Source organism: Corynebacterium sp. p3-SID1761, from assembly GCF_055862885.1.
In genome coordinates this window covers 68,986-91,650 of record NZ_JBSQBJ010000007.1, presented here as the reverse complement: position 1 = coordinate 91,650, position 22,665 = coordinate 68,986, and the positions used below count along the sequence as shown (strand labels likewise).

General features: G+C 58.2%; 15 protein-coding genes and 1 tRNA gene. 13 read left to right on the top strand and 3 right to left on the bottom strand.

Annotated elements, in window-relative coordinates; genetic code table 11:
• Positions 1-21: 21 nt before the first annotated feature.
• Positions 22-1,338 (bottom strand): MazG nucleotide pyrophosphohydrolase domain-containing protein, encoded by a 1,317-nt coding sequence (locus ACWXWJ_RS05530; RefSeq protein WP_473963774.1) that lies wholly within the window; start codon positions 1,336-1,338, stop codon positions 22-24.
• Between the two features lie 37 nt (positions 1,339-1,375).
• A complete protein-coding gene (mfd, locus tag ACWXWJ_RS05525) occupies positions 1,376-5,107 on the bottom strand; it encodes a transcription-repair coupling factor (RefSeq protein ID WP_473963773.1) in 3,732 nt (1,243 codons plus the stop codon).
• Between the two features lie 90 nt (positions 5,108-5,197).
• Here mfd and ACWXWJ_RS05520 point away from each other — a divergent pair.
• The 13 genes from ACWXWJ_RS05520 (at position 5,198) to ACWXWJ_RS05460 (ending at position 21,459) form a co-directional block, all read left to right on the top strand.
• Positions 5,198-5,269 (top strand) — tRNA-Gln (locus ACWXWJ_RS05520).
• Positions 5,270-5,298: 29 nt separating this feature from the next.
• The gene (locus tag ACWXWJ_RS05515; RefSeq protein WP_473963772.1) at positions 5,299-6,693 is read left to right on the top strand and encodes an MFS transporter; all 1,395 of its coding nucleotides are present in this window, start codon (positions 5,299-5,301) and stop codon (positions 6,691-6,693) included.
• 168 nt (positions 6,694-6,861) lie between these two features.
• Positions 6,862-8,325, top strand: a complete 1,464-nt coding sequence (gene glmU, locus ACWXWJ_RS05510) for a bifunctional UDP-N-acetylglucosamine diphosphorylase/glucosamine-1-phosphate N-acetyltransferase GlmU (RefSeq protein WP_473963778.1) — start codon at positions 6,862-6,864, stop codon at positions 8,323-8,325.
• 111 nt (positions 8,326-8,436) lie between these two features.
• Positions 8,437-9,408, top strand: coding sequence for a ribose-phosphate diphosphokinase (locus tag ACWXWJ_RS05505; protein WP_293791001.1), 972 nt, complete (start codon positions 8,437-8,439; stop codon positions 9,406-9,408).
• Between the two features lie 285 nt (positions 9,409-9,693).
• Positions 9,694-10,344, top strand: a complete 651-nt coding sequence (locus ACWXWJ_RS05500) for a 50S ribosomal protein L25/general stress protein Ctc (RefSeq protein ID WP_448308132.1) — start codon at positions 9,694-9,696, stop codon at positions 10,342-10,344.
• A gap of 190 nt (positions 10,345-10,534) precedes the next feature.
• A complete protein-coding gene (gene pth / locus ACWXWJ_RS05495) occupies positions 10,535-11,071 on the top strand; it encodes an aminoacyl-tRNA hydrolase (protein ID WP_293790999.1) in 537 nt (178 codons plus the stop codon).
• A 92-nt stretch (positions 11,072-11,163) separates the two neighbouring features.
• Entirely contained in the window at positions 11,164-11,784 is a 621-nt protein-coding gene (gene pth / locus ACWXWJ_RS05490) for an aminoacyl-tRNA hydrolase (RefSeq protein ID WP_448308207.1), read from the top strand.
• A gap of 111 nt (positions 11,785-11,895) precedes the next feature.
• Positions 11,896-14,883, top strand: a complete 2,988-nt coding sequence (locus ACWXWJ_RS05485; RefSeq protein WP_473963771.1) for an acyltransferase family protein — start codon at positions 11,896-11,898, stop codon at positions 14,881-14,883.
• A 74-nt stretch (positions 14,884-14,957) separates the two neighbouring features.
• Positions 14,958-16,604, top strand: coding sequence for a peptide chain release factor 3 (locus ACWXWJ_RS05480; protein ID WP_293790996.1), 1,647 nt, complete (start codon positions 14,958-14,960; stop codon positions 16,602-16,604).
• A gap of 95 nt (positions 16,605-16,699) precedes the next feature.
• Positions 16,700-19,126, top strand: coding sequence for an MMPL family transporter (locus tag ACWXWJ_RS05475; RefSeq protein ID WP_473963770.1), 2,427 nt, complete (start codon positions 16,700-16,702; stop codon positions 19,124-19,126).
• Between the two features lie 54 nt (positions 19,127-19,180).
• The gene (locus tag ACWXWJ_RS05470) at positions 19,181-19,843 is read left to right on the top strand and encodes a TetR/AcrR family transcriptional regulator (RefSeq protein ID WP_473963769.1); all 663 of its coding nucleotides are present in this window, start codon (positions 19,181-19,183) and stop codon (positions 19,841-19,843) included.
• 138 nt (positions 19,844-19,981) lie between these two features.
• Complete coding sequence (locus ACWXWJ_RS05465; RefSeq protein ID WP_473963768.1) at positions 19,982-20,659, top strand: TetR/AcrR family transcriptional regulator; 678 nt, start codon at positions 19,982-19,984, stop codon at positions 20,657-20,659.
• Between the two features lie 77 nt (positions 20,660-20,736).
• Positions 20,737-21,459: a nicotinamide mononucleotide transporter family protein gene (locus ACWXWJ_RS05460; protein WP_473963767.1), complete on the top strand. Its 723-nt coding sequence runs from the start codon at positions 20,737-20,739 to the stop codon at positions 21,457-21,459.
• Between the two features lie 8 nt (positions 21,460-21,467).
• Here the strand turns inward: ACWXWJ_RS05460 and ACWXWJ_RS05455 are convergent, their stop codons facing one another.
• A complete protein-coding gene (locus ACWXWJ_RS05455; RefSeq protein WP_473963766.1) occupies positions 21,468-22,547 on the bottom strand; it encodes a 3-hydroxyisobutyryl-CoA hydrolase in 1,080 nt (359 codons plus the stop codon).
• Positions 22,548-22,665: the final 118 nt, after the last annotated feature.

Sequence of the window (22,665 nt, the reverse complement as noted above, 5' to 3'; positions counted from 1 at the left end):
CACTGCTTAGGAATCCCGTTCCTAGGCTTCTGGCCGCTGGGTGCGCAACTTCTCGCGGAAGGCAGCAACTGCGTCATTCAAGCGACGCTCTGCCTCGCCGGGACTATCGAGCTCCAGGCCGACCATCGGGTAGCGAATATCAGTCGGGATGTCCTTATCCGGAATTCCCAGTTTCCGAGCCTCGGCAATGACGGCCTCCGCAGCCGATAGCGCACTCGTACCGGTGGCACCGTGCACGGCGGGGAATTGCTGCGCATGCGGCTCCTGGCGCGTGGCAGGGCGGGGTGCTGCATGCGGTGCATTGTGGGGTGCCCGGTGGGGTTCCGGGTGTGATTCAGGACGAGCGGGCTGCTTCTTCGCCTCCGTGTAACGCAGGTAGTCCTCGCCGAAGTCCCTAACTCGTTGAGCTTCCTCTTCCTTTTTGCCCGCCTCCCACAGGCGATCCTGCTCCTGGCGTGGCACTTGACGCTCTACCTCTTCAAAAAGGTAAGGCGCGCGAGAGCGCAATTTCGCAGAGAAAGCGCCCGCCACATGCCCAATGTCGAAGGAGCCTCGGCGGTTAGCAATTTCAGCGTGGAAGAGCACCTGCAGCAACACATCGGAAAGCTCAGAACACAGATCCTGCTCAAGCCACTCGGGACGTGCGCCCTTTTCTGCGTTCTTTTCTGTGCCGTCCTGGGCGTTGTTATTTGCGCCGTCCTTAGCGTGGTCCTTTGCGCCCGCCCGTGGATTGGTTGCGGCCTCCCACTGCTCCATCAACGCGATGGTGCGGGCCAATTCCTCGGTCTCCTCCCGCAGGTATTTCACCAAGCTAGTGTGGGTCATCGACTGCTCCCACTCCCCCTGGCGCAGCGCCCGCGCCATCAGTGCAACCGCATCCTCAATCTCATCCATCACAGAGGCCGGAACCTCTGTACGGGTCGTGCGACGCAAACCAGCGACGGCAGCGGTGTGCTCATCGGTTCCGACGATTTCACCGTCCACTACTCCATCGCCCGAGTGGGTAATCTCGTGCTCGTTTTCCCCCGCGGTGGCGTCATCAGAAACAGCGGTAGAAGAACCAGCCTCCAACTCACGTGCAGGCTCCAAATGCACCTTCAGACTCGGCGCGGTGACGAGCTCTTCGCCAGCCTCAATGCGGCTAATAACAGTCTCATTGTCCAGATCCGTCGTGACGAGAATCTCGGAGTCGTCGACCGTGTGGCCACCCAAATCCGCGATGACCCAGCGGACGCGGATAGGTACCTCCTCCGTGTAACACACATCGCCGCGGAGCAGATCGACGGCGTCCACGGGAATCATCGCGGGGAAACGGGGATCGAGCAATACGACTGACATGGCGGTTATTCTAGCGTGTCACCGCTCAAGACGTGCTTTAGTCCTTGCTAGTGGTCGTGCCCGCCGCTCCGGACATACTGCGGATCGGAATACCAGCCAATTGTGTCAGCGCATCGGCACACCACTGCACCAGCTCGGTATCGCGCAACGGAACCGCACGCATCCCCTGACCGCGCTTCGGCGCCGGGATCAGCACAATCTTGGTCGTCGCCCGATAGTTTGCCGCCGGGAACAGGCGCTTCAGCCGCACCTGGGTGGAATCCTGCAACTCAATCGGGCTGAAGCTGATCTTCGAGCCGGTCGCTACAACTTCCGTGACCTGCAGGTCTCGGCACAGCAACCGCAGACGGGAAAGCACCGCAAGCATTTGAATCTGTTGCGGGGGCTCGCCATAGCGGTCGTTGAGTTCCTCCAGGACCTTCTCGATCTGTTCCTCGTCCTGCACTTCCGCGAACTTGCGGTAGGCCTCCAGGCGAAGGCGCTCCGAAGCGACGTATTCGGCCGGGATATGCGCATCAATAGGCAGATCGATGCGGATCTCCTTCTTCTCCTCCTCACGACCGTCAACAGGCTTGCCATCGGCCATGGCTCGGAACGCTTCCACTGCTTCGCCCACAAGGCGAACGTAAAGGTCGAAGCCCACCCCTGCGATGTGACCGGATTGCTCGGCGCCCAGCACATTACCGGCGCCGCGCATTTCCAGATCCTTCATGGCAACCGCCATGCCCGCTCCGAGGTCGTTGTTCTGGGCGATGGTGGCTAGCCGGTCGTAAGAGGTCTCAGTGAGTACCTCACCGCGTGGGTATAGGAAGTAGGCGTATCCGCGCTCGTGGGAACGCCCCACACGACCACGCAGCTGGTGCAGCTGCGAAAGACCCATGTGATGCGCATTCTCGACGATCAGGGTGTTTGCGTTGGCAATGTCCAGACCCGTTTCCACGATGGTGGTACACACCAGCACGTCGAATTCGCGGTCCCAGAAGCCCTTGACCGTGGTCTCAAGCTGTTCCTCGCTCATCTGACCGTGCGCAACCACCACGCGAGCTTCCGGCACCAGGCGGCGAATATCGGCAGCGGTCTGCTCGATAGTGCGCACCTTGTTATGCACGTAGAACACCTGGCCATCGCGCAGAAGCTCGCGGCGGATGGCAGCTGCCACATGCTTGTCTTCCTGTGCACCGACATACGTCAGCACCGGATGGCGATCCTCCGGTGGAGTAAGGATTGTCGACATTTCGCGGATACCCGCCATCGACATCTCCAGGGTGCGAGGAATCGGGGTGGCGGACATAGTAAGTACGTCCACGTGAGTGCGCAGAGACTTGATGTGCTCCTTGTGCTCCACACCGAAGCGCTGCTCCTCATCCACGATGATCAGCCCAAGGTTCTTCCAGTGGACCCCCGTCTGCAGCAGGCGATGGGTACCGATCACAATATCCACCGTGCCATCGGCCATGCCGGCAATGACCTTCTTGGATTCCGCCGGAGTGGTAAAGCGCGACAGTTCCCTAATGGTCGTGGGGAAGTCCTGCATGCGTTCGCTAAAAGTATTGAAGTGCTGTTGCGCAAGCAAAGTCGTCGGCACGAGAACCGCCACCTGTTTGCCGGATTGCACGGCTTTGAATGCTGCACGCACTGCAACTTCCGTTTTTCCATAGCCCACATCGCCGACAATCACGCGATCCATCGGCACTGGCTTTTCCATGTCCGCTTTCACGGCCTCAATGGCGTTGTACTGATCCTCGGTTTCCGTGTAGGGGAAGGCATCCTCCATCTCGCGCTGCCACGGAGTATCCGCTGCGAACGCATAGCCCGGCGCGGCCTGGCGGCTGGCATACAACTGCACCAGCTCGCCGGCGATCTCCCGCACCGCGCCGCGTGCCTTGCGCTTGGTGTTTTTCCAATCAGCTCCGCCCATTTTGGACAGCGCCGGCTTCTCACCACCGACATAACGCGAGAGCATATCCAGCTGATCCATCGGCACATACAGCTGATCCCCAGGGCCACCACGCTTGCTGGGCGCATACTCCAAAACCAGGTATTCACGGCGGGAGGCATCCGACCCCTTGCCCACCGTGCGTTCCGTCATCTTCACAAACTTGCCGATGCCGTGGGAGTCATGCACCACCAAGTCGCCTGGCTCCAAGGCCAGCGGATCCACCCTGTTGCGCTTCTTCGCCGGCTTGCGTTTGCCCGTGGCTTTCGCGTCCACACGGTTACCGGTTAGATCCGTTTCGGTAAAGAACAGCAAGCTGGAGCGCTTATCATCCCCAGCGAAAGGAAACACCAAACCCTCAAAAGCAACCGCATGATAGATACTCACCTGGTGTGGAGCGGGTTCATCGGCAGTCGTGTGCTTAGACTTCTTAATCCTCCCCAGTCCCCGACTGCCGCTCAGATCCACGCCGATGGCCTCCGCGGCAATACCGGCCTCTTGGAACCGTCTCAGCATACGGGCCGCAACGGCCGGGGTCGGTGCGGCAAAGGCCACACGACCGCCAGATTCCACCCGCTTCCGGATATCGCTCATTAACGCACCGATCGCTTCCATTTCTCCGTGCGGTCGGGGCGCCGGGGCGTAGTCGAGTTCGAGGACGTCGGAGGTGTTGGCGTCGGTATCTGCTTCAAAATCAGCCATTCCGGGCGTAGAAAGGGTCCACCACGGCCGTCGCAGCTTCTGCTGCACCTTCTGCACCGCAGCCACCGACAGGTAGGCCACGCCCTCCATCGGAGCGGAACCACCCATCGCGGCGACATCCCAGCTGGCTTCGAGGAACTGCTGGCCGGTTTCGCGCAGATCGTGAGCGCGCCGTTCGACAGCAGCGGGAGCCAGCACCAGCGTGTGCGTCTCCTCTGGCATGAGTTCCGGCAGCGCCACCAGATCTGCTGTGTGTAGCACCGGAATCAGCGATTCCATGCCCTGCACCTGTATTTTCTGGCTGATCTTATCGAGAATCTCGGCCAGCTCTGCGTTGCCGGCATGTTCTTGAGCCAGGTTCTTTGCCTTCGACGCCACCTCGTCCGTCACGATCAACTCCCGGCAGGCGTAGACCATCACCTCGTCTGGCTCTACCCCGGGGATGGTGCGCTGGTCGCCGACGCTAAAAGCGCGCACCTCAGTGATCTCATCGCCCCAGAAATCCACGCGTACAGGCATTTCCTCGGTCGCGGGGAAAATATCCACAATGCCGCCGCGGATAGCGAAGTGACCCCGCTTGCCCACGACATCAACGTGCGTATATCCAAGCTCCTGCAAGCGGTGAGTCAATGCCTCGAAGTCGATTTCCTCTCCCACCTTCAGCCGCACCGGGATGACGTCGCCCAGATTGGACTGCACAGGCTGCACTGCCGCTCGTGTCGGCGTGACCACCACCTTGAGATTTGCATCCCCTTGCTGAAGGCGCCGTAGCACCCGCATGCGGGTTGCCACGGTCTCTACCGCCGGGGAGAGTTTCTCGTGTGGCAAGGTCTCCCAGGACGGGAAGTGCTCGACGCCATCGCCCAGCATGTACCGCAATACCGTGGTGAGATCCTGAGCCTGGCGGCCCGTCGCCGTCACCACCAGCAATGGAGCACGTTGCGCCAAGGTTCCAACGATGAACGGCCAGGCTCCTTCGGGAGCCTGCATATGCAGAGACCGCTCCCCCAGATGCGTCATCATCCCGCGCAACTTTCCATCCTGAGCGGTGGCTTTGAGTAGCCCCGCCAGGCTGGGCGCCATTTTCGACGGCTGATTGGACTCGGCTTGCGACGTGGATGTCTGACTCATGGCCATCAGTTTATCTTCCAGCCCACCCTGCGGTTTATGCGCCCGGTTCGCCATACTGTAATGTGTCTGCTGCACATTATTATGTGCCACTCTCCCATGGTGTAATTGGCAACACTACGGTTTTTGGTACCGTCATTCTAGGTTCGAGTCCTGGTGGGAGAGCTTTTTTAATGCGAAGGGTAGGGCAACCCATGTCCGGCAACGCCACTACAGCGCGCGGCGCTGAATCCAACTCTTTTTGGCACACATTCACCACAAAATTCATCGGCACCCCGCCAGAGAGCGATCTCAAGCATGTCGAGGAAAACGCAGGTCGTTATTCCCTGGGCTTTGGCGCCCAAAACATTGGCGATCAGATCGTGTCGGCCAAAACAATCCTGCCGTGGTTCCTATCCATCGTCGCAGCTCCCGCGTGGATCATTCCACTGTTGGTGCCGATCCGTGAGTCGGGCTCCATGCTGCCCCAAGCCCTGTTCCGCCCGTGGCTGCAAACTAAGACCTCGCGCCTGGGCTTCATGCAGATCGGTACGCTCGGCCAAGCTTTAGCGTGCGCGATCATGGTCGCAGCGGCTCTACTTACCGATGGGCTGCTGGCCGGACTGATTATTCTCGGAGCCCTGGCGCTGCTTTCAACCTGTCGTTCCCTGGTATCGCTAACCAGTAAGGACATTGCTGGACGCACCGTTCCGAAGGGGTTCCGCGGCCGACTCACGGGTTTTGCCACTACGCTGTCCGGCGCCGTGGCCATCTTTGTAGGTGTGGCCATCCAGGCCGCCCGAGGGGAGCTCACCCCTACCCTCTTCGCCGTTCTTTTTGCCACCGCCGCTGTGGCCTGGTTGGCCAGTGCATGGCTTTTCAAGGGAATCCGTGAGGGCGTCACCAAACAAGAACAAAAAGACCTTCCACAGGGCACCAGTTACCTGCGCGACGTATTCGCCGACATCGTAGATCTTGTGCGCAGCGATGGGGACTTCCGCCGCTTCGTGTTGCTTCGTTCGCTGCTGCTCGCCTCGGCACTGTCGCCCACGTTCCTGGTAACGATGGCCAACCAGCAGTCCGTAGCGGAGGAATCTTCAGTGGCCAGCGCTATATTTACTGGCTTGGGTACCTTCGTCATCGCCGCTGGCGTGGCCTCGCTGCTCGCGGGCAGGGTTTCAGGATGGCTTTCCGATGTCAGCTCACGCAACACCCTCACTGGCGCCGCACTGCTGGCAACGGTTGTTCTGATCATCACTGTTGCTCTGGGCTATGCCTCTTCTATTAGTGACGCCCACACGTGGACCACCGCCCTGGTGTGGTGGCTCCCCATCGCGTTTTTCATTATTTCGCTTGCCCACGCTGCTATTAGGGTTGCTCGCTCCACTTACATTGTGGATATGGCGGAGGGAACGCAGCGTACTCGGTATGTGTCGGTGGCGAACACGTTGATGGGTGTGCTGTTGCTGATCGTGGGCGCGTTGACCAGTGCGTTAGCAATGGTCTCCCCCGAGGTCGCTCTCGGCGCATTGGCGTTGTTCGGTTTGCTGGGCGCGGGACTGTCCCACACCCTGCCGGAAGTCTCGGTGGGCAAAGAAAACGTTTCTTAACTTGCCCGAGAGGGAGACCTGCCCAACGCAGCGAGTACACGGCGCTATGCTGGATATCGCTTTTGACCAAAAGTCAGGGAAAATAAGTCAGGGAAAGTAAGGAATGCCAACAACGTGACTGATGCTGCACAAAACCCCGAAGCTCACCCGAAGGCTCAAAGCCAGCCCGTGGCAGTGATCGTGCTCGCTGCCGGAGCCGGTACGCGGATGAAGTCCGCGACGCAGAAGACCCTGCACTCCATTGGCGGGCGCACCCTGCTTTCACATAGCCTGCACGCCGCAGCGGGTATTAACCCGGAACGCATCGTGGCAGTGATCGGCCACGGTCGCGAGCAGGTCGGTCCCGCCGTGGCGGAGATATCCGAGCAGCTCGGCCGTACCATTGACACCGCCGTGCAGGAAGAGCAAAAGGGTACTGGGCACGCCGTCCAGTGCGCAATGGAGGCATTGCAGGGATTCGAAGGCACTGTCGTAGTGACCAATGCTGACGTCCCGCTCCTTTCCCCAGAAACTCTGCAGGAGCTTTCCGCAACCCACAATGGCGCAAGCGTGACCGTGCTTTCTGTCCACCAGGACAACCCCACGGGCTATGGACGCATCCTGCGCACCAATGACGGCATGGTGACCGCCATTGTTGAGGAAAAGGACGCGACGGAAGAGCAAAAGGCGATCAATGAGGTTAACTCCGGTGTCTTCGCTTTTGACGCGGCGATCCTGCGTGATGGTCTTGCGCAATTGAACACGGATAACGCGCAGGGCGAGTTGTACCTGACGGATGTACTGAGCATCGCTCGCAGCGCGGGTCACCCCGTGCGCGCCCACATCGCCGCCGACGCAGCGGAACTGGCGGGCGTCAACGACCGTGTACAGCTAGCGGCTGCAGGAGCGGAGCTCAACCGCCGCACCGTCACCACAGCCATGCGTGGCGGAGCGACAATCGTCGACCCGGCATCTACCTGGATCGACGTGGATGTCCAGATCGGCAGCGACGTAACGATCCTGCCCGGCACTCAGCTGCTCGGTACCACGACCATCGCGGATAATGCGCAGATCGGCCCCGACACCACCCTGGAGAACGTCGAGGTTGGCGAAGGTGCACGGGTGATACGCACTCACGGCTCTGATTCCACCATTGGCCCGCGCGCTGAAGTCGGGCCATTCACCTACATTCGACCAGGCACGGTGCTGGGTGAGGAAGGCAAGCTTGGAGGCTTCGTCGAGGCGAAAAAGGCCAACATCGGCCGAGGTTCCAAGGTGCCACACCTTACCTACATCGGCGATGCGACGGTCGGCGAGTACTCCAACATCGGCGCGTCCAGCGTCTTCGTCAACTACGACGGTGTAAACAAGCACCACACCACCGTCGGCTCTCATGTGCGCACGGGCTCCGATTCCATGTTTATCGCACCAGTAGTCGTGGGCGACGGCGCTTACTCTGGTGCCGGTACCGTCATCAGGGAAGACGTTCCGCCGGGAGCGTTGGCTGTCTCCGGCGGCAAGCAGCGTAACGTCGAAGGCTGGGTCGCTAAGAAACGCCCCGGAACTGCCGCCGCTGCAGCCGGTGAAGCTGCCGCCAAGCGAGTAGCCGAGGGCGGCTCACCGACCTCTACCCCACAGGCAGACCAGCAGTAGCGCGCTCCTCTGCGCCAGTTTTGTTGTTACCTTTGGGCGCGCCCTAAAATGGGGAACGCCCTATTAAAAAGATGAATAGTCCAGCTCTTCGACCGGAAGGTTAAAGCACAAGTGTCCACCACCCACTGGATCGACAATCAAAAGAACCTGATGCTGTTTAGCGGCAGGGCTCATCCGGAATTGGGGGAGGCTGTTGCCCGTGAACTGGGCATCGAGGTCACTCCGACCACCGCCCGCGACTTCGCCAATGGCGAGATCTTCGTCCGCTTCGAAGAGTCCGTCCGCGGTTCCGATGCCTTCGTACTGCAGTCGCATCCGCAGCCGCTGAACAACTGGCTGATGGAACAGCTGATCATGATCGACGCACTGAAGCGCGGCTCCGCTAAGCGCATCACCGCGATCCTGCCTTTCTACCCCTACGCCCGTCAGGACAAGAAGCACCGCGGACGCGAGCCGATCTCCGCCCGCCTGGTCGCCGACCTGCTGAAGGCCGCCGGCGCGGATCGCATCGTCTCCGTCGACCTGCACACCGACCAGATTCAGGGCTTCTTCGACGGCCCGGTCGATCACATGCACGCCATGCCGATCCTTACCGATCACGTGAAGAAGAACTACAACCTAGACAACATCTGCGTGGTTTCCCCCGACGCTGGTCGCGTTAAGGTTGCCGAGAAATGGGCCAACGTTCTGGGCGACGCACCGCTGGCTTTCATCCACAAGACTCGCGACATAGATGTGGCCAACAAGGTCACCGCCAACCGCGTAGTCGGTGACGTGAAGGGCCGCACCTGTGTGCTGCTGGATGACATGATTGATACCGGCGGAACTATCGCGGGCGCCGTCGGTGTGCTGCGTGAGGCGGGCGCTGGCGACGTAATCATCGCCACCACCCACGGTGTGTTTAGCGACCCAGCTCGAGAGCGCCTCAGCAACTGTGGCGCCCGCGAGATCATCACCACCGATACTCTGCCGCAGTCCACCGAGGGCTGGGACAACCTGACGGTGCTGTCGATCGCTCCGCTGGTAGCTAAGACCATTCACGAGATCTTCGAGAATGGATCTGTGACCACCTTGTTTGAGTAACTCTGCAAACAGTTTTAAACCCCCGTCGGGGGTGTGCTAAAATTTTCCCGAATCTCGGCGAGGGCTGGATTCTTATATAGAATCTGGCCGTTATCGGCGCGAAAAGCACACTCCCCTTCTTTTGTTTGACGTCCCCCTCTCCCGGTGGGTACGCAACCAATCAATTGTGGGATGCATACACGCCGCGAGATATCGCGGCATTTTTTGTGTCCGCGGTTGAAACGCATTAAGCACGACAGTGTACAAACGAGTACATCTGGAGCGCATTACTAGAAGGAGAACATCATGGCTGATATCACCCGTCTGAAGGGCGAGCTGCGTACCGAGTTTGGTAAGGGCGCTAGCCGTCGTCTGCGTCGCGACTTCCGCGTCCCCGCTGTTGTTTACGGCAACGGCCTGGACCCGATGCACGTCCACGTCGACATCCTGGAGTTCCAGGCCATCCTGCGTAACGAGGGTGTCAACGCTGTTCTGGAGCTTGAGATTGAAGGCCAGGATCACCTGGTCATGATCAAGGCTGTGGATCAGAACGTGCTGACCCTGGACGTTGACCACGCTGACCTGCTGAACGTTAAGCGCGGCGAGAAGGTTGAGGTCGACGTGCCGGTTGTCTTCACCGGCGAAGCTGCTCCGGGCGCCCTGGTTACCCAGGAGGCTGACGTTATTACCATCCTGGCTGACGTTCTGAACATTCCGGAAGAAATCTCCGTGGATGTTGAGGGCAAGCAGATCGGCGACCAGATCGTGGCAGGCGACCTGCAGATGCCGGGTAACGCTTCCCTGGTTTCCGAAGAGGACACCTTGATCATCAACGTTGTTGAGCCGGAGGAAGAGGAACTGCCGGAGGACACTGACGAAGAGGGCGCCGAGGGTGCCGAGGGCGAGGCTGCGGAGGCTTCCGAGGAGAAGGCCGAAGAGGGCGAGTCCGAGGAGTAAACCACTCCCCTGCATCAGAATCGAGCCACACCATGTGCACGCGCTGCACGGTGTGGCTCGTTTTCTATTGACGCCACCTTTAGGCTCAGTTTCTTGCCAGGACTGGACAGTACAATGACCGTCAGTGAGTTTAAGAGAGGTCGGGAAACAGGTGGCGTCACCAAAAACAAAGCAACACACCAACAGCGACATGTGGCTAATCGTCGGGCTGGGCAACCCCGGTAGCAAGTACTCAACAACCCGCCACAATGTAGGGCGAATGGTCATCGATGAGCTGCTGGATCGGCAAATGCCAGCGGCGCGCCTGAGCACCCATAAGAAAACGAACACGGATATCGCCGAAGTAACGATCTCTGGGCGCAAGGTAGTGCTGGCACAACCACGGACTTATATGAATGTGTCGGGCGGGCCGGTGCAACAACTAGCGGCATTCTTTAAGATCCCCGCGGAGAACATCATCGTTGCCTACGACGATCTGGAAGGCGATCCAGGGGAAGTAAAGCTGCGCCAATCCGGTGGCGATAAGGGACATAACGGCTTGAAGTCGATTACGAAGTCACTGGGTACGAAGGACTACTGGCGCTTGTCGTGTGGCATCGGTCGACCGCCGGGCAGGATGGATCCGGCTGCGTATGTACTGAAGCCCTTCCCGAAGTCAGAGGCTGCGGATGTGGCGATCATGTGCGCTGACGCAGCTGACGCAATTGAACGCAACCTAGAGGTGTAAAACTAGTAGCTGTGTCTTTCCTTCAATCTTTGTTTTCTCTCTTCCGTAAGGGCGCGACTAACGATGCCCCTAGCTCCTCGCGGGACAAGAAGATTTCTTTAGCTGATCTGCAGGAATTCTCCCCAGAGTGGATCGTTATCGGCCTCGGAAATCCCGGTGCGAAGTATGCCGAGACTCGGCACAACATCGGGTACTGGCCTATTGATCGACTGGTTGAAAAGTACGGTGCGGAGTGGCTGCCGGTAGTGGGCGAAAAAGCTAAGGTTGCCACAATCCGGGTTGAAGAAACTCCCGTGCTGCTGGTCCGATCCACGACGTTTATGAACAATTCCGGTGAAGCAGTCGGCCCCCTGGCTTCTGCGCTAAACGTTCCTGCGGAGCGGGTGATCGTTTGTCACGACGAGCTTGACATCGCCAAGGGCCAAGTACGCATCAAGGATAAGGGTGGCGAGGGCGGTCACAACGGCTTGCGTTCAATGACCGCTGAATTGGGTACTCAAGCGTACGTGCGGGTGCGTATGGGCATCGGTCGGCCGCCAAAGGGCACTTCCGTAATCGATTTCGTTCTCGCCCCTTTCGAGGACTCTGATTTCGACTCCGATTCAGGATGGATCGAGAACACGCTTGGCGATTCGGTAGACGCAGTGACACTCATCGTGAACAATGGCACAGACATTGCGCGAAACGATATCCACACTCGGAAGCGCACATAGCTGTAACGACATAGTCAGCTCGCCGACACGAGAACTCTTGTCCGTTTCGGAGAGACATGGCGTTAGTATTAGTGAATTCATGCACTCGACTTTTGCTTTTGGGAGATGCTAGTGAAGCAGGTTTTTGGACTACTGCGCGCTATACGAAACAAGCGGGCAGAATCGACGAACTCTGCTCCCGACCAGCAGAAACAACCAACCTCTAGTTCCTCTGCGCCCAACCGCTCCCAGACGGCAAAGCCAGCGCCTGCTCCGGCTGCACCCAAGCAGTCTGCACCCAAGCCGGAGGTGCCCGCTGCGTCTAAGCAAGCTGCGCCCGACAAAACAAAGCAGTCTGCACCCAAGCAAGCTGCGCCCGCCGCGCCTAAGCAAGCTGCACCCAAGGCGCCGCCTACGCGGAAGAAGCCCCAGGATCCAAAGTCCGGGCAAACTCCTAAGCCCGGAGACTTAGCCAGCGACGTAAAGACTCCAGCGAAGAAGACTGTCGCTGCGGAAAATAGTACGGCGATCAAGATCAGCTCGAGCGCTGGTGCGCCTCCAGCTCCCGGATCTGCACCGTCCACGACACAGAAGAAAACGGCGCCTAAACAGGCCCCAAAATCCACGTCTAAGACCGCCCCAAAGGCTGTGGCAAAACCAAGTCAAGAGGCTGCTAAAAAGCCTGCCCCGAAACCGGAAACCAAGCCTGCAACAAAACCAGTAGCAAACGCTGCACCAAAGCCAGCAGCTAAGCCTGCTACAAAGGCAGTAGCACCAAAGGCTGAGCCAAAGCCAACGCAAAAGGCTGCTCAACAGCCCGCGCCGAAGCCAACCCCACCCAAGGCAGCACAAAAGCCCGCAGCGCCTTCGCCAAAGCCGGAGCACAAGACGCTACCCAAGACGGGACAAAAGCCAGCAGCAAAGCCTGCGCCAAAGGCTGTTGAAAAGCCAGCACCGAAACCGGAAACCAAGCCTGCAACAAAACCAGTAGCAAACGCTGCACCAAAGCCGGCAGCCAAGCCTGCACCACGACCGGAAACCAAGCCTGCTCAAAAGCCAGCAGCAAACGCTGCCCAAAAGCCGGCAGCCAAGCCCGCGCCAAAGAAAATTACGCCTAAGGCTGAGCAAAAGGCAGCGCCTGCACCAGTTGCCGTTCAGAAGCGACCTCGGCAGAACGTGCCCGAAGCGTTGGCAATTCCGCCGGAAAACAAGACTGTAAAACAGGATCGCCGCGCTCGCCTGCGCCAAGTCAAGGGACTGGATGGCCTGCGCGGACTCGCAGTACTCGCCGTAGTTATCTACCACTTTTTCGGCGACATACTGCCTGGTGGCTATCTGGGCGTAGACCTATTCTTCGTCCTCTCTGGATTCTTGATTACCTCGCTTCTGGTGCGCGAGTATCGCGTAAGTCAGACAATCAGTCTCAAAGACTTCTGGATTAGACGTTTTCGGCGCATTCTTCCCGCAGCGCTCGTCACACTATTCATAGTGACTGCGCTGGTCACCGCCATTGGCGGGGACATAGCAGTGGGGATTCGGGAGCAATTCCTGGGTACTCTGTTCTTCGTCAATAACTGGACCCAGATCGCCACTTCCCAGTCCTACTTCGCTGAAAACGAAGTTCAGGTGTTCGCACACTACTGGTCGTTAGCCGTCGAAGAGCAGTTCTATATCATTTGGCCACTTTTAACTCTGGCCATGTTTACCTTTACCCAGCGCAGACTCCACCGTGCCCCACGGCGAGTTCCCATGTTGGTAACGGTTCTTCTGGCAGTTGCCTCCGTGCTGGGTATGTGGCTGCTCTTCACCCCGGGTGAGGATCCAACACGGGTTTACTACGGCACCGATACACATGCTTTTGGCCTACTCATCGGAGCTTTCTTCTCGCTCCTTGTCACGTCAACTCAGAACGACCCGCGGGTGGATTCGTGGGCGTCAGTAGGTAAGTTCGAAGCACGCGTAGCCGGAGCGATCGGCTTCCTGGCCTTCATCGGCTACGCTGCGCAGCTTCTCTTCATGGGTGACGACCTTGCTTTCACCTACCGTGGTGGCCTGGCTCTCACCAGCGTGTTGGGTGTCCTGATGATCTGGGGCGTGATCCGCGAAACAGGCCCACTGACTTTGATCTTCCGGACCAAAGTCATGCGTTGGTTGGGGCAGCGGTCGTTCTCTCTATACCTATGGCATTGGCCCGTCATCATGATCCTGCGAGAGCTCTTTAATGAGGACGGACGCATGCAGCACGAATGGATTCTGGGGCTAGTTGCGCTCCCCATTGCTCTGCTCATCTCCGAGATCTCCTACCAGCACGTCGAGAATCCCTTCCGCCGTCGCGGCTACAAGCAGACGTGGAAGAACTACGTGAACGCACGACCGAGCTATCACGAGATCAATGAAGGGTTCAAGAAGGTCGCCTGGCCTTTCGTACCGCTTCTTGTCGTAGCTAGTGTAGGCGGCGTGATCTACGGTGTGGTCAACTCGAACGATAAGACTGAGCTGGAGCAACAGCTGGATCAGCTGCAACAAATGAACCAGTCGGCAAATAACAACAAGAAGGCCGCGCCTGCACCTGCCGCTCCATCCCCGAAGCCTGACCAGAAGTCAGCTCCGGTTCAAGGTAAAGACATTACGGCCGTAGGCGATTCTGTGATGCTTGCAGCAAGCCAAGCCTTGAATGCCGACTACCCGGGGATTTTTATCGACGCAGATGTATCCCGCCACTACACCGCAGGAGTCGAGGTACTGCGACAGCTTAAGGATTCCGGACAGTTGCGTTCCACGGTGTTCCTGGGATTCGGAACAAACGGCGCTGCATTCCCCGATCAGATGGAAGAAATGATCAACCTCATCGGGCCAGATCACACGATTGTGATGGCTACCCCCTACGGCGATCGCGAGTGGATGGGACAGGCACGCCAGGAGGTCATCGAAGCAGCCAAAGCCCATGACAACGTCTACCTGGCGGACTGGTGTGGCCATGCGCAAGCCCATCCGGATCTGCTGTTCGAAGATGGCATTCACCCTATGCCGGAAGGCGCTGAGGAGTACTCGAAGGCATTCGGTGAAGCTCTCGAGCAATCTTCAGCCCATAAGAAGAAGACCACGTCCTCCTGCGCCTAGGTGCTCTCCTCCGGGCGTTGTGTGCCAATGCGTTTCCAGCCATTGAGGGCTAACCCGCTAGACTAATTGGCACTATGAGTACAACCGCATCCGAAGCCTCACGCCGCCGCACATTCGCCGTCATCGCCCACCCGGATGCCGGTAAATCCACTCTCACAGAGGCACTTGCCCTGCATGCCCACATGATTAAGGAAGCAGGCGCAGTGCACGGCAAGGCGGGCCGCAAGTCCACAGTTTCCGACTGGATGGACATGGAAAAGGATCGCGGTATCTCCATTGCCTCCTCTGCCCTTCAGTTCGAGTACGCACCGGAAGGGCACGAGGGCGAGCCGTTCATGATTAACCTCGTCGATACCCCGGGTCACGCCGACTTCTCGGAGGATACCTACCGCGTTCTTTCTGCTGTTGACGCCGCAGTGATGCTGATTGACGGAGCAAAGGGCCTTGAGCCTCAGACGCTGAAGTTGTTCCGCGTGTGCAAGGCGCGTGGCCTACCTATTGTGACCGTGGTAAACAAGTGGGACCGTCCAGGACGCAGCCCTCTAGAACTGGTCGACGAAATCGTCAACGAGATCCAGCTACAGCCCACTCCCCTGTTCTGGCCGGTCGGCGAGGCCGGAGACTTCCGTGGCTTGGCGCGCATTAACGACGACGGTGAAGCCGAGGAATACATTCATTTCCTTCGCACGGCGGGTGGTTCCACGATTGCCCCGGAAGAGCACTACACCCCGGAACAAGCCTCAGAGCGAGAGGAAGATGCGTGGGATACCGCAGCCGAGGAAGTTGAGCTGCTGGCTGCCGATGGCGCACTACATGACCAAGAATTGTTCTTGGAGTGCACCACCTCTCCGTTGATTTTCGCCTCCGCCATGCTGAATTTCGGCGTCCACCAGATCCTGGATACCCTCTGCGCCCTGGCACCTGCACCCGCTGGCCGTGATTCCGACCCGAAGGTGTTGGAAGCCGCTGCAGGTGGGAACTCCGGTTCCATCGATGAGCATCGCGACCCGACTGACGAATTCTCTGGCGTGATCTTCAAGGTGCAGGCAGGCATGGATCGCAACCACCGCGATTCCCTGGCCTTCATGCGAGTGGTCTCGGGTGTTTTCGAACGTGGTATGCAGGTCACCCATGCGCAGTCGGGCAGATCTTTCTCCACGAAGTACGCACTGACAGTCTTTGGCCGCACTCGTGCGACGGTCGAAGCTGCTTACCCCGGCGACATCGTGGGGCTCGTCAATGCCGGCTCGCTCGCTCCCGGTGACACGATTTACAGCGGCAAGAAGGTTCAGTTCCCACCCATGCCGCAGTTCGCCCCCGAGCATTTCCGCACTCTGCGCGCGAAGTCGCTAGGCAAGTACAAACAGTTCCGTAAGGCTCTTGAGCAGCTGGATTCCGAGGGCGTTGTGCAGATTCTGCGCAACGATGCCCGCGGTGACGCGAACCCAGTGATGGCCGCAGTCGGCCCCATGCAGTTCGAGGTCATGCAAGCTCGAATGGATGTTGAGTACAACGTGGAGACAGTGGCCGATCCTGTGCCCTACTCTGTCGCGCGACGTACCGACGCCGAATCCGCGCCGATGTTGGCGAAGCAGCGCGGTGTGGAAATTTTCACCCGCACCGACGGGGAACTCATTGCTCTCTTCGGCGACAAGTGGAAACTGGCCTTTGTGGAAAAGGAACACCCAGAGCTAACGATGGAGACATTGGTCGCTGACTAGTGCCTACTAGTAAGGCCAGCCTTGCTGGGAACGACTTCCCGCCATAATCTTGCGCAGGTATTGCAATTCTTCGCTACCTGTGCAATATTTTTCGCATGGCAAAATTTCTTTACCACGTAGGCCGTTCCGCCTACCAACACAAATGGCGCTTCCTCGCCGTCTGGCTGATCGTGCTGATTGGCGTGGGCACCGCCTCCGCCCTCCTCACCAAACCAACTTCACAGTCCTTCACCATCCCGGGCCTGGAATCGATCGAGACCCAGGAGAAGATCAGGGAGGACTTTCCTAATAGTGAAAACACCAACCAGCTAGAAGCTGCAAAGGGCAAGCTAGTTATACAGGCTCCCGAGGGGCAAACACTTGCCGAAGGTGAAGCCGCCCAGGCAACTGAAGACGTTTTGCAGGCGCTGCAAGAACTCGATTTCTTGAAGGACAAGGAAAAACTCGTTTCCCCTGTCCTGGCCAGCGAAAACATGCACCAGCAGATGGCTCCGATGAAACAGAAGCAGGGCATGCCGAAGGAGCAGATCGCCTCTGACATCGCAGCTTTGAGCCCGCTGAGTCCCGATAAGCGTACTGGCACGATCGAAGTCGCATTCGACGCAGAGACCGCCACCGACGTACCCGCCGAAGACATCCAGAAGTTCGAAGAAGCGGTCAAGAATCACCAAGGCAATCTCCAGGTCGGCTGGAACGGCAACGCATTCCAGCAACCCGAAATGAACATGACCTCCGAGATCATTGGTCTGGCCGTCGCCGCCATCGTCCTGATCGTCACGTTCGGCAGCCTTGTGGCCGCTGGCCTGCCGCTATTGTCCGCGGTCATCGGCGTGGGCACTGGCATCGGCATCGTCATGGCAGCCACCTCCGTCACCGACAGCATCAACTCTATGACCCCCACCCTGGCATCCATGATCGGCCTGGCTGTGGGCATTGACTACGCTCTATTCATCCTCTCCCGCTACCGCAGCGAATTGATCGCGCACGTGGACGGGCAGGATCTCGAGCCCAAGGAACTGCAGCAAAAATTCAGGACTATTCCGGTCAAGGACCGCGCCCACTTGGCTGGTCTCGCCGTCGGCAAGGCCGGTTCCGCAGTGGTCTTCGCAGGCCTCACCGTATTGATCGCTCTGGCCGCACTGTCCATCATCAACATTCCGTTCCTTACCGCCATGGCTCTGGCCGCAGCCGGCACCGTAGCCATTGCAGTCATCGTCGCAATCACCCTTTTGCCCGCCATCATGGGTCTGATCGGCACAAAGGTTTTCGCTGGCCGTGCCCCGATTGTGAAGGCGCCGGATCCGGAAAACGAAAAGCCCACAATGGGTCTAAAGTGGGTGCGCATCATCCGTAAGAAGCCCGCCTTGTGGCTAATCGGCGCGGCAGTACTACTGGTCTTGCTTGCCATCCCTGCAATGAACCTCCGACTCGCCATGCCATCTGACGGATCCATGGCCAAGGGCACTCCCAACCGCATCGCCTACGAGATGTCAGAGGAGGGGTTCGGTGCTGGCCGCAACGCTCCAATGCTCGCACTCGTGGAGTATCCGGACCTAAAGGGCAAGGAAAAGGCCGCAGCCGCCCAGCAGGCCGTCGCTACCATCCAGGGCACCGACGGCGTTGAAAATGCCCAGTTGGTTCAGACCAACGGCGACCCACAGAATCCTGCTGACATGGGCACGGCCGCTCAGGTGATGATCACCCCGTCGTATGGCGCTACGGATGCCCGTGCTGCTGACGTACTCGAACAGATCCGCGCTGAGGAGTCCAGCTACGCCGAGAAGACCGGTGCCACCTACGCCATTACCGGTGTAACCCCGATGTACGAGGACATCTCTCAGCGTCTATCAGAGGCTCTCATCCCCTACATCGCAATCGTCCTGGTACTGGCATTCATCCTGCTCATGGTCGTCTTCCGCTCCATTTGGGTGCCGCTGATCGCAGCGGTCGGCTTCGGACTGTCGGTGGCCGCCACGTTCGGCGTTACCGTCGCACTGTGGCAGGAAGGTTTCGGAGGTATTGTCGACGACCCGCAGCCGATCATCTCCTTCTTGCCAATCATGCTGATCGGCATCGTGTTCGGCCTCGCAATGGACTACCAAGTCTTTCTTGTTACCCGTATGCGCGAAGGCTGGGCGCACGGCAAGACTGCCGGCAACGCTACCTCCAATGGCTTTAAGCACGGAGCCCGAGTAGTTACGGCCGCAGCGCTCATTATGATGTCGGTCTTTGCTGCGTTCGCTCTCGCCGACGAGCCATTCATCAAGGTGATGGGCTTTGCTCTAGCCGCCGCCGTATTTTTTGACGCCTTCATTGTCCGCATGACCTTCATCCCAGCCACTATGTTCCTTCTCGACGAGCATGCGTGGAAGTTCCCCAAGTGGCTAGGGAAGATCATCCCCACGGTCGATGTCGAAGGCGAAAGCCTGATCGGTCTCAAAGCTGACGGAAGCCGCGATTCGGAACCTGAAGCCAAAGCTGACGGGGCGCACCTTCAAGAATCCCAGCAGGAGGGACGATAGAGGGCGTCGTTAGGCAAACAGGCGAACAGTAGTCAAAGAAGGATGGCGCGCGAAATGAGTAACCAAAACGGCAATCAACCTGCGGAAAAGACACTTGGCCTAAGAGATCGCAAGAAAGCTGAGACTCGCGAACGCATTACCCAGGCTACCGTTGAAATTCTGGTCAACGAGGGAGCAGAGAATGCGACAATTGCCCGTATCGCAGAAAAGGCGGACATTTCCGCGCGCACTTTCCACAACTATTTCCCCCACCGGGAAGCAGCTTTGTTATTCATACTTAATCAATTTGTCGACGAAATGGTTAACATTGTGGAAGTCGCAAGACCCGGCCAACCTTTAATCTCAATCGCCGAGAACATTGCGGTAAACCTCTATAATCGCCCGTCAGAAAATCCCAGGAGTATCGACACTCTCCCCCGCCTCGCTGACCACCTCCGCAGTATTCCACCTCATCAACGAGAGGAACTTTTCGCAGAGGATCAGCGGCACTTCAGTTCCGGAGTGGAGTTCTTTTCCCCACTTGTAGAAGCATTTCAGCAATACAGCAAGCGGGCAGGAAACACCCTATCCACTGTCAATGCACTACTCCTCATCAATACCATGATGTTCATTCCCGGCATCTTCGTGGAGCTCAATAAGACGGGCGATGTCACCACCGAACAAGATATTCGAAACGTTTTCCAATTACTGGCAAATGGCCTCTCAGAACTCCGTTAACTCTTAGAAAACGCTAGATGGACAGTTTTCATTATCGAGTTCAAGCTTCAGCTGCAGCAGTCCTGCTACACTACTCTTCAATCAGCTTTATCGCGCTCATTGAACTCATTGGGCAGATTGAAAGGTTTCCTCACTCTCATGGCGACAAACGCGACCATTCCCGAGCCCTCTGCTTCTAGGCGTGAACAGAAAAAGGCCGAGACTAAACAAAACCTTATTGATGCCGCGATCGATCTGTATTTGAACGACGGGCCGGATGCAGCCACGGTACATGCCATTACTAAGAACGCTGGTGTGTCTCCCCGTACCTTCCACAACTATTTCGAACGCCGCGACGATGTCTTCGCATACTATTTGCACGACGTTTTTGAGAACTTCGCCCGGCGCGTCAAAGAGGTCGCCACAGACCACCGCACTGGCCGCACCGCCGATATTCTGCGCGACACCATGTGGATCTACTGCTCCCCACTAGGGCCGGAGTCCGGGGACAACTCTTCACAGATCTCCGACCCCATCACCCCAGATGTCCGCAAGTTCAAGCCTTTACTCATCATGCTGGAACATCCTCATCAGAACAGTAGTGGCGACAGCCTGGAAGTAGATCTCCCAACCCTTACCGAGCCCGGCACTCAGGCGCTATGTGAGATCGATCCCAACCTCACCCCCTTCGATGCTTTCCTTCTATTAGATGTTGCTTTCAGCATTGCTCTGCGGGCTATGGAGGCCGCGGTGGACGAGAGGCTCGCAGGCGATGCCGCCCCTCGGGAACTCTACGATCGAGCCTTCGACATGCTGGCTAGCGTAGATCGCAGTTAAAAGACCAATGCAGTTAAAGGGCTAATACGCTCTGAAGTGCTTACCCGGTTTTCTGCCGCGGACCCGAATGGGGAAAGATGGTGACTGTGGAATCCGAGGGAATCTTTACAACACTTCTCAACGCAACACTGTTCATAGGCGGCTACCCGATCCTCTGGAGAGAGATCATCGGCAATCTGTTCGGCCTCGCCTCCGCCGTTGGCGGAATGAAGCGCGTGGTCTGGGCCTGGCCCGTCGGCATCATTGGCAATATCCTGCTATTCACCGTATTCCTGGGCGGACTCTTCCACACCCCACAAGACCTCGACCTCTATGGCCAAGCTGGGCGCCAGGTGATGTTCCTGATCGTCTCTGTCTACGGCTGGTATCAGTGGAATCGCGCCCGTACCGCCGGTCTGCGCGAACCAGATAACACTGATCCTTCGCGCTCCATCGTCAGTGAACCCGCGGCGGACAGTGCCGCCGTTCAGCCCAGCTGGGCCAGCACCAAGGAACGCCTGGGGATGCTCGCCTTCGCCGTCTTCGGCACCATCGGCTTCGCACTCGTCTTCGATACACTGGGCTCCTGGGGCCCATGGGCAGACGCCTGGATTTTCACCGGCTCTATCCTCGCCACCTTCGGAATGGCTCGAGGCTGGACGGAGTTCTGGCTCATTTGGATCGGCGTGGACATCGTAGGGGTGCCTCTCCTACTGTCCGCCGGCTACTACCCCTCAGCCGCGCTATACCTGGTCTACGGCGCATTCGTTCTGTGGGGCTTTTTCGTATGGCTGCGGGTGCAACGCAAGGAAAGCGCCTAATCCCCTAACTATCCCAGCAGCTCCTGCCATTTCTGCACATCCACTTCGTCCGTGGACGCAGGCTCAAATTGAGCATTGAAATCCTTGTGTTCCAGTACAGCGCGAACACCCTCAATGAAATTCTTCCCCCGACGCAGCTCTGAGCCAACCTTGTACTCCATGTCCAAAGCCTCACGCAGTGTTGAGTTTTCCGCACGACGGAACAGCTCCACGGTAGCCACCAGGCTCTCAGGGCTGGCTCCCTTCAAGCAATCTGTCACCTTGGTTATGAACTGCGCCAACTCGGCGTCAGAAACAGAATCCGCATCCTTAGCAATCCGGGCCTCGATTTCGGCCCACGAGCCTTCGGCGAAAGTCTGCTCAATCCACTCGGAGTGGCTCTGCAGCGTAGAAACTGGTTCGTCCAGCTCTTGTAGTTCCAGCGCATGTTCGCGCAGTGCCTCTGGCAATTCATCTGTTTGCAAAGCAGCTTCGAAAGCGTGAACATCTGCCACCAGGTTCGTACCCAGCCCGGTGTAAAGCATATCTGCCGGGCTTAGGCGCCACCCTGTCGTAGCGATAAACAGGCCAATGGCTGGCGGAACATCCAGATGGGTCAGCTTGTGCGACATCCCTACGTCGGGCACGAACCCGATCGCCGCCTCTGGCATAGCGCCGAGCGTACGGGGAGTGATGATGCGGTGCGATCCGTGTACGGAAATGCCCATACCCCCGCCCATAACGATTCCTTCAAGCAGTGCAATGACGGGTTTGTTGACTATGGACAGGCGTTCGTTGAGGTCGTATTCCTCCTCGAAGAAGGCGTCACCGAATCGGTACATGCGCTTCATGTCCCGCGTGCGCACGTAGCGCACGTCGCCGCCGGCACAAAATGCTCGATCGGAGGAGGACTTGATGACAATGAAGCGGATCGAATCGTCATCGGCCCATCTATCGACCGCCTCGCGGATCAGGCGAATCATCTCCGCGTTCAAGGAATTGAGAGCCTTCGGGCGATTCAGCTCGATCACTCCGACGCTCCCCGCTACAACAGCGGTAACCTCCGCCTCCGGGTCATACATCGGCTGCTTCCTCTTCTTGTCTGCCATGCAACTATGATTGCAGGAACCAGAAAAGCGCGCAGCCTAAAGTAAGTTTTCCCTCATCAGAATAGAAAAAAGCTAGGCAGATTCTCAGACCTGCCTAGCTTTTAGTGACCTTGAGAAC

Coding starts and splice junctions, on each gene's coding strand:
- ACWXWJ_RS05530 (WP_473963774.1), bottom strand. CDS start 1,338: ATGTCAGTCGTATTGCTCGATCCCCGTTTCCCCGCGATGATTCCCGTG.
- mfd (WP_473963773.1), bottom strand. CDS start 5,107: ATGAGTCAGACATCCACGTCGCAAGCCGAGTCCAATCAGCCGTCGAAA.
- ACWXWJ_RS05515 (WP_473963772.1), top strand. CDS start 5,299: ATGTCCGGCAACGCCACTACAGCGCGCGGCGCTGAATCCAACTCTTTT.
- ACWXWJ_RS05500 (WP_448308132.1), top strand. CDS start 9,694: ATGGCTGATATCACCCGTCTGAAGGGCGAGCTGCGTACCGAGTTTGGT.
- pth (WP_293790999.1), top strand. CDS start 10,535: ATGTGGCTAATCGTCGGGCTGGGCAACCCCGGTAGCAAGTACTCAACA.
- ACWXWJ_RS05480 (WP_293790996.1), top strand. CDS start 14,958: ATGAGTACAACCGCATCCGAAGCCTCACGCCGCCGCACATTCGCCGTC.
- ACWXWJ_RS05475 (WP_473963770.1), top strand. CDS start 16,700: ATGGCAAAATTTCTTTACCACGTAGGCCGTTCCGCCTACCAACACAAA.
- ACWXWJ_RS05470 (WP_473963769.1), top strand. CDS start 19,181: ATGAGTAACCAAAACGGCAATCAACCTGCGGAAAAGACACTTGGCCTA.
- ACWXWJ_RS05465 (WP_473963768.1), top strand. CDS start 19,982: ATGGCGACAAACGCGACCATTCCCGAGCCCTCTGCTTCTAGGCGTGAA.
- ACWXWJ_RS05460 (WP_473963767.1), top strand. CDS start 20,737: ATGGTGACTGTGGAATCCGAGGGAATCTTTACAACACTTCTCAACGCA.
- ACWXWJ_RS05455 (WP_473963766.1), bottom strand. CDS start 22,547: ATGGCAGACAAGAAGAGGAAGCAGCCGATGTATGACCCGGAGGCGGAG.